The organism is Mycobacterium sp., assembly GCF_049585075.1.
GTDB lineage: Bacteria > Actinomycetota > Actinomycetes > Mycobacteriales > Mycobacteriaceae > Mycobacterium.
Genome location: NZ_JBAUZA010000376.1, coordinates 1 through 13,001, shown reverse-complemented (window position 1 = coordinate 13,001; position 13,001 = coordinate 1). Strand labels below are relative to the sequence as shown.

The 13,001-nt window shown below is 67.4% G+C and carries 13 protein-coding genes and 2 pseudogenes; 11 read left to right on the top strand and 4 right to left on the bottom strand.

The annotated features are described in order from the left end of the window. Positions 1-396: pseudogene (locus tag WB785_RS17690) on the bottom strand (o-succinylbenzoate synthase); the annotation flags it as partial. After that, positions 393-1,997 carry an amidohydrolase gene (locus WB785_RS17685; RefSeq protein ID WP_424080603.1) on the bottom strand — a complete coding sequence of 535 codons (1,605 nt, stop codon included), beginning with the start codon at positions 1,995-1,997 and terminating at the stop codon, positions 393-395. The gene WB785_RS17685 and the pseudogene WB785_RS17690, both read right to left, overlap by 4 nt. Positions 1,998-2,109: 112 nt before the next feature. On the opposite strand from WB785_RS17685, the gene fadD8 reads away from it, so the two are divergent. Next, on the top strand, positions 2,110-3,729 hold the full coding sequence (gene fadD8, locus WB785_RS17680) for a fatty-acid--CoA ligase FadD8 (RefSeq protein ID WP_424080602.1): 1,620 nt from the start codon (positions 2,110-2,112) through the stop codon (positions 3,727-3,729). A 72-nt stretch (positions 3,730-3,801) separates the two neighbouring features. Here fadD8 and WB785_RS17675 read toward each other — a convergent pair whose 3' ends face one another. After that, complete coding sequence (locus tag WB785_RS17675) at positions 3,802-4,350, bottom strand: TetR/AcrR family transcriptional regulator (protein ID WP_424080601.1); 549 nt, start codon at positions 4,348-4,350, stop codon at positions 3,802-3,804. An 80-nt stretch (positions 4,351-4,430) separates the two neighbouring features. Between WB785_RS17675 and WB785_RS17670 the strand changes: the two genes are divergently transcribed. Beyond that, entirely contained in the window at positions 4,431-5,321 is an 891-nt protein-coding gene (locus WB785_RS17670) for an aldo/keto reductase (protein WP_424080600.1), read from the top strand. A 3-nt stretch (positions 5,322-5,324) separates the two neighbouring features. Here WB785_RS17670 and WB785_RS17665 read toward each other — a convergent pair whose 3' ends face one another. Then, positions 5,325-6,035, bottom strand: coding sequence for a VIT1/CCC1 transporter family protein (locus tag WB785_RS17665; protein WP_424080599.1), 711 nt, complete (start codon positions 6,033-6,035; stop codon positions 5,325-5,327). A 24-nt stretch (positions 6,036-6,059) separates the two neighbouring features. Between WB785_RS17665 and WB785_RS17660 the strand changes: the two genes are divergently transcribed. From WB785_RS17660 to WB785_RS17620, 9 genes and pseudogenes are all read left to right on the top strand, one after another. After that, positions 6,060-6,515: a nitroreductase family deazaflavin-dependent oxidoreductase gene (locus tag WB785_RS17660; protein WP_424080598.1), complete on the top strand. Its 456-nt coding sequence runs from the start codon at positions 6,060-6,062 to the stop codon at positions 6,513-6,515. A gap of 4 nt (positions 6,516-6,519) precedes the next feature. Next, entirely contained in the window at positions 6,520-7,422 is a 903-nt protein-coding gene (locus WB785_RS17655) for a 1,4-dihydroxy-2-naphthoyl-CoA synthase (protein WP_424080597.1), read from the top strand. 161 nt (positions 7,423-7,583) lie between these two features. Then, positions 7,584-8,477, top strand: a complete 894-nt coding sequence (locus tag WB785_RS17650) for an SDR family oxidoreductase (protein WP_424080596.1) — start codon at positions 7,584-7,586, stop codon at positions 8,475-8,477. 13 nt (positions 8,478-8,490) lie between these two features. Then, positions 8,491-8,898 carry a VOC family protein gene (locus tag WB785_RS17645; protein ID WP_424080595.1) on the top strand — a complete coding sequence of 136 codons (408 nt, stop codon included), beginning with the start codon at positions 8,491-8,493 and terminating at the stop codon, positions 8,896-8,898. 95 nt (positions 8,899-8,993) lie between these two features. Next, positions 8,994-10,238 (top strand): anion permease, encoded by a 1,245-nt coding sequence (locus WB785_RS17640; RefSeq protein WP_424080594.1) that lies wholly within the window; start codon positions 8,994-8,996, stop codon positions 10,236-10,238. Continuing rightward, a complete protein-coding gene (locus tag WB785_RS17635; protein WP_424080593.1) occupies positions 10,235-10,528 on the top strand; it encodes a hypothetical protein in 294 nt (97 codons plus the stop codon). The genes WB785_RS17640 and WB785_RS17635 overlap by 4 nt, the downstream gene beginning before the upstream one ends. A gap of 59 nt (positions 10,529-10,587) precedes the next feature. Continuing rightward, complete coding sequence (locus tag WB785_RS17630; protein ID WP_424080592.1) at positions 10,588-10,890, top strand: DUF3349 domain-containing protein; 303 nt, start codon at positions 10,588-10,590, stop codon at positions 10,888-10,890. Between the two features lie 92 nt (positions 10,891-10,982). After that, positions 10,983-12,038 carry an o-succinylbenzoate--CoA ligase gene (menE, locus tag WB785_RS17625; protein WP_424080604.1) on the top strand — a complete coding sequence of 352 codons (1,056 nt, stop codon included), beginning with the start codon at positions 10,983-10,985 and terminating at the stop codon, positions 12,036-12,038. A 29-nt stretch (positions 12,039-12,067) separates the two neighbouring features. Then, a pseudogene (locus WB785_RS17620) lies at positions 12,068-12,949 on the top strand (ion channel); the annotation flags it as partial. Between the last annotated feature and the right edge of the window lie 52 nt (positions 12,950-13,001).

Below are 13,001 nucleotides of genomic sequence, written 5' to 3'. Positions count from 1 at the left end.
CACAGTGGGAACCAGGGCGCGGACCGCGTCGACCCGGGCGACGTCGTCGGCGAGGGTCTGGCCGGGTTCGGCGACCTTCACCTTCGCGGTGCCGGCGCCGGGGAAGCGGGCCAGGATTTCTGGCACCTGCGCGGCGGGGATGGCCGGGACCGTCGCGTTGATCGCGATGCGGTCCCGTCGCGACGGCGGCGGCTGGGAGTAGGCCGAGTCGAGGGCGGCGGCCAGCCAGTGCGCGGCTTCCGGGTGGTCGTATTCCAGGAAGGCGCCGAATTCGCCCCAGCCGGTCGGGCCGTCGATCAGCGCAAGCTCGCGGGTGGTGATGCCGCGGAAGCGCACCCGCATCGGCAGGGCCACTACGTGCAGCCGGTCGAGAACGTCCTCCAGGGCTGGCGTCACTGCGCGTAGACCTGCCGGCCCGCCAAAAACGTTGCGCGGACGTCGAGGTCGGCGATCTGTTCGGGCGGCACCGTGCGGGGATCGGCCGACAGCACCACCATGTCGGCGTACTTGCCGACCTCCAGCGAGCCGATGATGTCGTCGGAAAACAGCTGCCACGCCGCGTCGATGGTCTGCGCGCGGATGGCCTGTTCGACGGTCAGCCGCTCTTCGGGTGCGAGCACCCGTCCGCTGGGCGCAGTGCGGGTGGCGGCCACGCTGATGTTGCGCAGCGGCTCCTCGGGCGTGACCGGCGGATCGTTGTGCAGCGAGATCCGCATGCCGGTGGCCAGCGCGGAACCGGCTGGCATCCAACGGGATCCGCGCTCTTCGCCGAACAGCCCGTCGACGAGCACGTCACCCCAGTAGTGGATCTGGTCGACGAAGAGGCTGCAGGTGACGCCGAGGTCGGCGGCGCGTTGGAGTTGCTCGTTGCGGATGGCGCCGACGTGTTCGAGGCGTAACCGGTGGTCGTCGCGGGGATGTTGGCGCAGCGCCTCTTCATACACGTCGAGGATGGTGTCCACGCCGGCGTCACCCATGACATGGCACGCCATCGGCCAGCCCAGCGGGAAGTAAGCACCGACGATCTCCCTGAGTTGTTCGGCGGTGTAGTTGGCGCACCCGCACGAACCGGGCGTCACGCCGATGGCTCGGGTGGTGGCCGTGTCGAGGTAGGGGAAGCTCAAGTCGATGTTGCCGATCCACGGCGAACCGTCCACCCAGATCTTGATGCCGACCTGGCGCACCGTGTCGTCACCTTGGCCGGGCGTCGCGTCGGTGGTCATCTGCGGATTGGAGATCTCGTAGGTACGCAGCCGAACGGTGAGTCGGTCGTGCAGGCCGCCGATCAGTGGCCGGAACGCCGGGTCGAAAGCCATCTCCGAGCAGGTGGTCAGCCCGGCCCGGTTGAGCCGGGCGCACTCGGCCAGCAGCATCGCCGGGTAATCACCGGGCGAAATGGCACCGGTTAGCAGCGGAAACACCGCGCCGGTTTCCTCGGCGGTGCCGTCCAGATCGCCGTCGTCGGTCCGGCCGAACTTGGCGCCCTTGGGGTCGGGGGTGTCGCGGTCGAGGCCAGAGAGTCGGGCGGCATGCGAATTGAAGTAGGCCTTGTGCCCGGAGTTGTGGACGATGACCAGCGGCCCGTCGGGTGCGATCTCGTCCAGCCAGCTCTGCGTCGGCTGCGGAAGCCCGATCTGTAGTGCCGGATCCCAGCCGTTGAGGTAGGCGCCGTCGGCTCCGCGCCGACCCGCCTCGCGGCGGACCGCCTCAACGACGTCGTCGGCGCCGCGCATGGTGACCGGCCGAATGTCAACCAGCCGGTCCGACAGCACGATGGCTTCCATCAGCGGATGCCCGTGCGCCTCAACGAATCCCGGCATCACGCAGCCGTCGCCGACGTCGATGGTTTGGGTGGCGGCACCGATGTGCTTGCCGATATCGGACCGGTCGCCCACGGCGATGATGCGGCCGTCGGCGACGGCGAGCGCCTCGGCGGTGGGCCGGGCATCGTCGACGGTTAACACGGTCCCGGTGATGACGACATCTGCATCGGCCATGTGCTCGGATAGTAGTGATCGCACTGGGGTGCGAGGGTCCAGCTCACGCGAATTGCAACACGTTCTAGTCTGGCAACATGAGTCGCGCCGGCGACGATGCTTCAGCGATGCGATGAGGAGGAGTGGCGCTATGACGCACGAGCTGCTGCGCAACCCGACCCATAACGGCCACTTGCTGGTGGGCGCGCTCAAGCGCCACAAGAACAGGCCGGTGCTGTTTCTCGGCGACACCACGCTGACCGGTGGTCAGCTGGCCGAGCGGATCAGCCAGTACATTCAGGCGTTCGACGCGCTGGGCGCCGGCACCGGCGTGACCGTCGGCCTGCTGTCGCTCAACCGTCCCGAGGTGCTGATGATCCTCGGCGCCAGCCAGACCCAGGGATATCGGCGCACCGCCCTGCACCCGCTCGGCTCACTGGACGACCACGCCTATGTGCTCTCCGACGCCGGCGCCACCTCGCTGATCATCGACCCGAACCCGATGTTCGTCGAGCGCGCGCTCGGCCTGATGGAAAAAGTGGACTCGCTCAAGCAGATCCTGACGATCGGCCCGGTGCCCGAAGCCCTGAAAGATGTGGCGGTCGACGTGTCGGCCGAGGCAGCCAAATACGACCCGAAGCCGCTTACTGTCGCCGACCTCCCGCCGAACCATATCGGCGGCCTGACCTACACCGGTGGTACGACCGGCAAGCCCAAGGGCGTCATCGGCACCACTGGGAACATCGCCACCATGACGTCGATCCAGCTCTCGGAATGGGAATGGCCGGAGCACCCGCGGTTCCTGATGTGCACTCCGCTATCGCACGCAGGTGCGGCTTTTTTTACGCCCACCCTGGTCAAGGGCGGCGAGATGATCGTTCTTGGCAAGTTCGATCCCGCTGAGGTGCTGAAAGTCATTGAAGAGCAACGTATTACAGCCACCATGCTGGTGCCGTCGATGCTCTATGCGCTGATGGACCACCCGGATTCGCACACCCGCGACCTGTCGTCGCTGGAGACCGTCTACTACGGCGCCTCGGCGATCAACCCCGTTCGGCTGGCCGAGGCGATCCGGCGGTTCGGCCCGATTTTCGCCCAGTACTACGGGCAGTCCGAGGCGCCGATGGTGATCACCTACCTGGCCAAGGCCGACCACGACGAGAAGCGGCTAACCTCGTGTGGGCGGCCGACGCTGTTCGCTCGGGTGGCGCTGCTCGGCGAGGACGGCAAGCCGGTGCCGCAGGGGGAGCCGGGTGAAATCTGTGTCAGCGGACCACTTTTGGCCGGCGGCTACTGGAATCTGCCGGACGCGACGGCAGACACCTTCAAGGACGGCTGGTTGCACACCGGCGACATGGCCCGCGAGGACGAGGACGGCTTCTACTTCATCGTCGACCGGGTCAAGGACATGATCGTCACCGGCGGCTTCAACGTGTTCCCCCGTGAAGTCGAAGACGTTGTGGCCGAACATCCTTCAATCGCGCAGGTGTGCGTCGTCGGCGCACCGGACGAGAAGTGGGGCGAAGCCGTCACCGCGGTGGTGGTGCTACGCGCCGACGCCGCCCGCGATGACGCGGCGATCGAGGCCATGACCGCCGAGGTTCAGGCGGCGGTCAAGGATCGCAAGGGCTCGGTGCAATCGCCCAAGCGGGTGGTGGTCGTCGACGCGTTGCCGCTGACCGGGCTGGGCAAGCCGGACAAGAAGGCCGTCCGGGCGCAGTTCTGGGAGGGCGCAGGCCGCGCGGTCGGCTAGTTTGCTTGCGCGAGCGTGCGGCTCGCCGCACGCTCGTTGCCCAATGTGCGGCTGGGCGCACACTCGGCGTGCTTAGCGCGCGACGCCGGCCACCAGCAGGTCGAGCAGACGGCCAGTCTGGGCAGGCGATGTGCTGGTCAAAAAGATGCCGAGCAAGCTGGACACCACGTCGTCGGCGCGGACGTCGGAGCGCAGGCTGCCGTCGTCGGCGCCGGCTTTCAGCAGTATTTCGACCGCGCAGACAATGCTGGCGCGGATCTGACTTCCTTCGATGGCCCCCGACTCGAGCATGGCGCGAAACGATTCGGCCATGCCCCGCTTGGCGGCCACGAACCTGGCGTACCGATCCATCCAGCGGCGCAGGGCAACCTTGGGCGGGTGCCGCTTCAACAGCTGCCCCGCCGCTGCGGCCACCTCCGCCATCTCGGACCGGTAGACCGCCTCGACCAACACGTCGCGGCTCGGAAAGTGGCGGTAGAGCGTGCCGATCCCCACTCCGGCGTCGCGGGCGATCGACTCGAGCGACACCGGTGCGCCGTCGCTGGCGCCGAATGCCTCGGTCGCGGCTGCCAGTAGCCGTTCGCGATTACGCCGCGCGTCGGCCCGAACACTGTGCACCAAAGCGGAGGCTCCTCCGGTTCTGCTACTCTGATTAAGCGGAGGGTCCTCCGCATCACCTAGTGTCTCACGACGGGAGCACCATGACAGACCACCCAACGCCCGGGGGCCTTGGCCGGATCGGCACCAGGACCGTTGCCCGCGTCGGCTACGGCGCAATGCAACTCGACGACGCGGTGTCCGCAGACGACGCGGCAGCGGTGCTGCGTCGCGCGGTCGAGCTCGGCGTCAACCACATCGATACCGCGTCGTTTTATGGCCCCGGCGAGGTAAACCGACGCATCCGTAAGGCGCTGGCGCCCTACCCCGACGACCTCGTCATCGTCAGCAAGGTTGGGGCGCGATACACCGGCGAAGAACCGATGCCGCTGGCGTCGGCGCAAAAGCCGGCCGAGCTACGCGCCGCGGTCGAAGACGATCTGCGCGATCTCGGCCTGGACTGTGTCCCGGTGGTCAACTTGCGTCGCATGGACCTCGGGCTCGGTGTGACGCCGGAGGGTGATCAGATCGTCGACGTCGACGACCAACTCGCCGAGATGATTGCGCTGCGCGACGAGGGCAAGATCGGCGCGATCGGGATCAGCAGCGTGCCAGTCGACGTTGTGCAGCGCGCGCTACCTGCGGGCATCGTCTGCGTGCAGAACCCCCACAGCCTGCTGGACCGGACCGAGGAAGCGACACTCGACCTCTGCGCGGCTGAGGGCATCGCCTGGGTGCCGTACTTCCCGCTCGGGTCGGCATTCCCCGGCTTCCCCAAGGTCACCGACAACGACGTGGTGCGCGAGATCGCCAATGAGCTTGCTGCGACCCCGGCCCAAGTCGGGCTGGCCTGGCTACTGGCGCACGCGACGAACACCTTGCTGATCCCCGGCACCCGGTCGATTGCACATCTCGAAGACAACATCGGCGCAGCAAAGCTTGCACTGAGCGCTGAGGCGCTCGCGCGGCTCGACGCGGTCAGCGAAAGCCGTTGAGGCTCAGCTGATTATGGCGCCGACCAGATGGCCGATCAGGTAGGTGACGGCCAGCGCCAGTCCGCCACCGACGAAGTTGCGCAGCGCCGCGCGATGCTTCGGCGCCCCGCCCAGCCGCGCCGACACCGCCCCGGTGATCACCAGGGCCACTAGCACCGCCGCGACGGTGACCGGGATCCGCAGCGCGATCGGCGCAGCCAGGATCGCGATCAGCGGCAGCAGCGCGCCGATGCTGAACGACAGCGCCGACGAGAGTGCCGCCTGCCAGGGGTTGGTCAGCTCATCGGGATCGAACCCCAGCTCGACCTCGGCGTGTGCGGCGATCGGATCGTGGTCGGTGAGTTCCTCGGCGACGGTACGTGCCGTCGCCGCCGACAATCCTTTGGCTTCATACAGCGCCGCGAGTTCGTTCAGCTCGGCGACCGGGTCCTCATTCAGCTCGCGGCGCTCCTCCCCCAGCAGCGCCTGCTCGGTGTCACGCTGCGCGCTCACCGATACGTATTCGCCCAGCGCCATCGAGACCGCGCCCGCCACCAAACCGGCGACGCCCGCGGTCATGATCGGGGCGCGTGCGACGGTCGCCGCGGCAACACCCACGACGATGCCTGCGGTGGACACGATCCCGTCGTTAGCGCCAAGCACCCCGGCGCGTAGCCAATTCAACCTGGCCGAAACCGAACCCGAGTGCGGCTCATGCGGATGTGACCTGGGCACGGAGCAACAGGGTACGGTCGCCCTATGGCCAGCAGCAAACCCGTCCGGCCGCCGTGGTGGCTGAAACCGGCGAACAAGGTCTTCATCCAGATGTCGCGCTTGGGCATGAGTTTCGGCGGCGAGAGCCCGGTTGTGTTGACCGTCCCCGGCCGTAAATCGGGTCGCGAGCGCTCGACCCCGGTCACCCCGATGAGCGTCGACGGCCAGGAATACGTCGTCGCCGGATTCCCCGGCGCCGACTGGGTGGCCAATGTGCGAGCCGCGGGGCAGGCCAAGCTCGCCCGCGGCCGTCAGGTACGGCGGGTGAAGATGGTGGAGCTGCCCGCCGACGATGCGCGGCCGGTGCTGCGGGTCTACCCGATCGAGGTGCCCACCGGCGTCAGCTTCATGAAGCGGGCCGGGCTGGTCACCGAAGGCCGTCCCGACGAATTCGAGGCGCTGGCCGGCCGCTGCGCGGTGTTTCGGCTGGACCCGGTGTAATCCGATGAGCGACAACCCTTTTCACGCTGAGGATTGGAAACCGGTCGACGGGTTCGCCGAGCTGACCGATATCACCTATCACCGGCACGTCAACGACGCCACCGTGCGGGTGGCGTTGAACCGGCCCGAGGTGCGCAACGCATTTCGGCCGCACACCGTCGACGAGCTCTACCGAGTGCTCGATCACGCCCGAATGTCGCCGGACGTCGGGGTGGTGCTGTTGACGGGAAACGGGCCATCGCCGAAAGACGGCGGTTGGGCGTTCTGCTCCGGCGGGGATCAGCGCATCCGCGGGCGCAGCGGCTACCAGTACGCCGCCGGTGAGACCGCGGACACGGTTGACGTTGCGCGCGCCGGCCGACTGCACATCCTGGAGGTGCAGCGGCTGATCCGGTTCATGCCCAAGGTGGTGATCTGCCTGGTCAACGGTTGGGCGGCGGGCGGTGGCCACAGCCTGCACGTGGTCTGTGACCTCACCTTGGCCAGCCGCGAGCACGCCCGGTTCAAGCAGACCGACGCCGATGTCGGCAGCTTCGACGGCGGTTATGGCAGCGCCTATCTGGCCCGGCAGGTGGGCCAGAAGTTCGCCCGCGAGATCTTCTTTTTGGGTCGCGACTACACCGCCGAGCAGATGCACGCGATGGGAGCGGTCAACGCCGTTATCGACCACGCCGAACTGGAATCGGCCGGTGTGCAGTGGGCGGCTGAGATCAACGCGAAATCGCCTCAGGCACAACGGATGCTGAAGTACGCGTTCAACCTGCTCGACGACGGGCTGGTGGGCCAGCAGCTATTCGCCGGCGAGGCGACCCGGCTGGCGTACATGACCGACGAAGCCGTCGAGGGCCGCGATGCCTTCCTGGAGAAGCGGCCGCCCGATTGGAGCCAGTTCCCGCGCTACTTCTAGCAACGACATGAGGCGGCGACGTTCGATGTGCCCGCCTCTGAGCGACAACAGATTGCAACGCAGGGTTTGTCGCTCGGAGGCGGGCACATCGGATTCCGACTTCCCCGGCGAAACTCCGGTGGCAAATGTCGCAGGCAAACGCCCGCCCATAGACTTCCCGGGTGAGTAGAAGTCCGCTGAGACGATTGACCGACCGGTTCGTACTGGCCACCATGCGCCCGCCCATCGCGGGGCAACTAGCGGCGTACCGGCCGGCCGCCAAAGCGATCGACCTCGACGGCAAGCGGATCCTGCTGACCGGGGCGTCGTCGGGCATCGGCGAGAGCGCCGCCGAGGAGTTCGCCAAGCGGGGCGCCACCGTGGTCGCCGTGGCCCGCCGTCAGGACCTGCTGGATGCGCTGGTCGGCCGGATCGAAGACCGCGGCGGCACCGCGATCGCGATCCCCTGCGATCTGTCCGACATGGACGCCGTCGACGCATTGGCCGCCGACGTCGAGCAACGTCTCGGCGGGGTGGACGTCCTGATCAACAACGCCGGTCGCTCCATCCGCCGGCCATTGATCGAGTCGCTGGAACGCTGGCACGACGTCGAAAGGACGATGGTGCTCAACTACAACTCGCCGCTGCGGCTGATCCGCGCGATCGCCCCCGGGATGCTGCAGCGCGGCGACGGGCACATCATCAACGTCGCGACGTGGGGGGTGTTCAGCGAGGCGTCGCCGCTGTTCTCGGTGTACAACGCGTCGAAGGCGGCGCTCTCCGCGGTCAGCCGGGTAATCGAAACCGAATGGGGCGCAAAGGGTGTGCATTCGACCACGCTCTACTACCCGCTGGTGGCCACCCCGATGATCGCGCCGACCAAGGAATACCAAGGGCTACCGGCGCTGACGCCACAGGAGGCGGCCGGCTGGATGGTGACCGCCGCCCGCACCCGGCCGGTCCGCATCGCGCCGCGGATGGCCGTCGTCTCCAAGGCATTGGACACCATTGGCCCCGGTTTGGCGACCACGCTGATAAGACGGCAGCGGCTTCAGCCGAACAAGCCCAGCGCGTGATAGACACGAGGTCATGGAGATTCTTGCCAGCCGGATGCTGTTCCGGCCGGCGGACTATGAGCGGTCGCTGAGCTTTTACCGCGACGAGCTGGGGTTGGCGATCGCCCGCGAGTACGGCGCGGGCACGGTGTTCTACGCTGGCCAGTCACTGATCGAGTTGGCCGGCCACGGCGCGCCGGACCACCCCGCCGGGCCGTTCCCGGGCGCACTGTGGCTGCAGGTGCGTGACGTCGCCGCGACGCAAGCAGAGCTAGAGAGCAGAGGAGTAGCGATCGCCCGCGAGGCCCGCCGCGAACCATGGGGTCTGCACGAAATGCATGTCACCGATCCCGACGGCGTCACCCTGATCTTCGTCCAAATACCCGGCGATCACCCGCTGCGCCGAGACACCCGCGGTGAACGTCCCAAGGCCGCAGGTTAACCCCAAGCGAACATCTGACGACGAGTGAAATATACCTGCGTTTCCAAGCCTCGTTCTTTCGACAACCGCGCCCTCATACCATCAGAATTAGCGCCGTGAACCTTCAGTTGTTCCTTCTGATCATCGTCGTGATCACTGCCCTCGCATTCGATTTCACCAACGGGTTCCACGACACGGGCAACGCCATGGCCACGTCCATCGCCAGCGGCGCACTCAAGCCGAAAGCCGCGGTAACGCTCTCAGCGGTGCTGAACCTGCTCGGCGCATTCCTGTCCACCGCCGTCGCGGCGACGATCGCCAAGGATCTGATCAACGGTCATCTGGTGACCCTCGACCTGGTCTTCGCCGGTCTCGTCGGCGGGATCGTCTGGAACCTGCTGACCTGGCTGCTGGGTATCCCGTCGAGTTCGTCGCACGCCCTGGTCGGCGGGATGGTCGGCGCCATGATCGCCGCGGTCGGCGGACACGGGGTTATCTGGACCGGCGTGGTGTCCAGGGTGCTCATCCCGGCCCTGGTGTCGGTGGCGTTGGCCGGCCTGGTCGGCGCGATCGGCACCTTTCTGGTCTACCGGCTCAATCGCGGCGTCCCGGAGCAGCGCAGCGAGGCCGCTTTCCGCCGCGGCCAGATCTTCTCGGCGTCGCTGGTCTCGCTGGCACACGGCACCAACGACGCGCAGAAAACGATGGGCATCATCTTCCTGGCGCTGATCTCCTACGGTGCGGTCAGCAGGACCGCCGCCTTGCCCCCGTTCTGGGTCATTTTGGCCTGTGCAACGGCGATGGCGTTGGGCACCTACTTCGGCGGCTGGCGAATCATCCGCACGATGGGTAAGGGACTCGTCGAAATCAAGTCGCCACAGGGCATGGCCGCCGAATCATCTTCTGCGGTAATCATTCTGCTGTCCGCTCACTTCGGGTACGCCCTGTCCACCACACAGGTGGTAACCGGATCCGTGCTCGGCAGCGGGGTCGGCAAGCCCGGTGCGGAGGTGCGCTGGGGCGTTGCCGGCCGGATGGCGACCGCCTGGCTGATCACGCTGCCGTCGGCCGGTCTGGTCGGCGCCATAACCTACTGGGTGACACACGGTATCGGTGGCTTCGCCGGCGCGATCATTGGCTTCGCGCTGCTGGTGGCGGTGGCCTCGGCGATCTACCTGCGCTCGCGCAAGACGAAGGTCGACCACACGAACGTCAACGCCGAGTGGAAGGGCGACCTGACCACCGGGCTGGACGAAATCGATCAAACCTCGGTCCCCGTCGGCGCGGGAGTCCCTGCCGGGAACGGCGCGGTTTCCGATGCAGTGCACAGCGCCCCACCCAAGAAAGTAGGCATGCAATGAGCCACTGGTTCAACTACGAGGCTTCGCTGAAGATCCTGATCTTCGGGTTGCTCCTCGGTAGCGGGATGCCTGCGCTGTTCGCACTCGCAGTCAGGGCGGGCTCCGTAGGCGCCGGTCTCGCAGCCAACGACGATGCCGCCGTGTGGCCAAAGAATTCGGCGCTGACCGCGCTCAGCTGGGCGTTGTACGCATTGGCGCTGTTCTTCGTCGCGCTCGGTGTGTTGTACATCGCCCGGGACTTCCTCGGGGCCCACACCGGCTGGTACATCCTGGGAGCCAAACCCGCGTAACATCAAGATTCATTCGCTGTTCAGGCTTAACAAGGCCGTGCGGGGGAAGTTGAGACAGTGTGAACCGATTCCTCACCTCGATCGTCGCCTGGCTGCGAGCGGGGTATCCGGAGGGCATCCCGCCCACCGACTACTTTCCGGTGCTGGCCCTGCTGTCGCGTCGGCTCAGCAGCGACGAAGTCAAAGCGGTGGCCCACGAACTGATGAGCCGGCCCGGGTTCGATGACATCGACATCGGTGTGCTGATCACCCAGCTCACCGACGAGCTGCCGGCGCCGGACGACATCGAGCGGGTTCGGGGGCGGCTGGCCGCCAAGGGTTGGCCGCTCGACGATGCCCGCAACGGCGAGGAGGCCGGATAGCCGTCCTGCGCGCATTCGCCGTGGCGCAAGGGTCCTGGGCGCGCCCGCTGCTGGCGGCGCTCGAGCAGGTTCTGGACGGCCGTGCATCCGCGCTGCTGCCGGTGCCTGCCGATGGCGATCCCCGATCCACCTTGGCGGCCCTGCGGGTGGGCGAAGCCATCGACGACGACATCGCCCTGGTAGTGACGACGTCGGGGACCACCGGTGCGCCCAAGGGTGCGCTGCTGACCGCCGCCGCGCTGACCGCCAGCGCCGCCGCCACCCATGACCGGTTAGGCGGCCCAGGCCGATGGCTGCTGGCGTTAGCGCCGTACCACATCGCCGGTGTCCAAGTACTGGTACGCAGCCTGCTGGCCGACACCGTTCCGGTCGAGGTGGACGTCTCGACCGGCTTCGACATCACCGAATTACCCTCTGCGGTAGAGCAACTCGGCTCCGGTCGCCGTTACACAGCGCTGGTGGCCACCCAGTTGGCCAAGGCGCTGACCGATCGAGCGGCGGCAGCGGCGCTAGCCGACTTGGACGCCGTGCTGGTCGGCGGCGGCCCGGCCCCGCGACCCGTCCTGGACGCTGCCGCGAACGCGGGCATCACGGTGGTCCGCACCTACGGGATGAGCGAAACCGCCGGCGGCTGCGTGTACGACGGGGTGCCGCTCGACGGGGTGCGGCTGCGGGTCGACGCCGACGGCCGCATCGTGCTCGGCGGCCCGACACTGGCCAACGGCTATCGCAACCCACCCGATGTTGACCCGGTCGCCGAGCCGGGCTGGTTTCGCACCGATGATATTGGCGCTGTTGATGATTCGGGTGCCCTCAGTGTGCTGGGCCGAGCCGACGAGGCGATCAGCACGGGCGGGTTGACCGTGCTGCCCCAGCCCGTCGAGGCGGCGCTGCGCACCCACCCCGCGGTGGCCGACTGCGCGGTGTTCGGGCTGGACGACGAACGATTGGGCCGACGGGTGGTCGCCGCCATCGTGGTGGCCGACGGTGGTGTCGCGCCTTCGCTCGACACGCTACGGGCGCACGTCATGCGCACCCTGGACCGCACCGCCGCGCCCCGCGAGCTGCATATCGTCGACGCGCTGCCGATGCGCGGAATCGGCAAAGTCGACCGGCAGGCGCTGGCCCGCCTGTGTCAGCGCGGCTAAGCGCTGATATCGGGTGACATAATGCGTCAATGCACCGCCACATCGTCGTCAGCGGTGACGATGCGCTGGCCACGACGATCATCGAGGAGCTGAAGAACGCCGGGGCGACCGTCGCCAGGCTGGCTAACATCGAGCAGTCCGAGGCCGGCGTCGCTCGCGAGCTCACCCTCGCCGAGGTCGCTCACGCGACCGCCGTAGTCTGCGTGGGCGACGACGACGCGATAAATCTCGAAACCGCGCTGCTGGCAAGGAAAGCCAACCCGAGAGCGCGCGTTGTAGCACGGCTCTCCAACGACGTGCTGCGCGAAGCAGTTGCTGACGACAACGGGCCCGGCGCAATCCTCAACGTCGCCGAACTCGCGGCGCCGTCGATAGTCGAGGCCTGTCTGGAGCAGGGAACTCACCAATTCGAAGCCGCGGGAATCCAATTCGTCGTCGCCGGACGCGAGGCGCACCGCGAAGCGACGCTGCGTGAACTCTTCGGCGATCTAGCGCCGGTGGCGGTGATTCACGGCGAAAACTCCTCCACCCCCGGCGAGATGGATGTCTGCCCCGGCCGAGATCAGCGGGTCCACGCCGGTGACTGGACGATGATGGTCGGTACCGCCGACGAAGTGGCCGCCCAGGGCATCAGGATTCCGCCCGCCACCCGTGCGCGGTCGCATCGGCCATGGCCGCGGCGCGCGGTCGACGCCGTCTGGGCCTTGGTCAACGAGTTCAACCCGCTCTTTTATCCGATCGTGGCCGGTTCGATGCTGCTGCTGACCACCTGCACGGCGTTGTTGCGCTTCAACTACCGGCCCCCGCCACGGATGAGCTGGGTGGACGCGTTCTACTTCAGCGTCGAGACCATGACCACGACGGGCTACGGCGACTTCAGCTTCGTGCACCAGCCCACCTGGCTGCGGGTGTTGCCCAGTCCGGGATGTGCGTCGACGGCTGGATCCCGGTCAACCCGCTGAC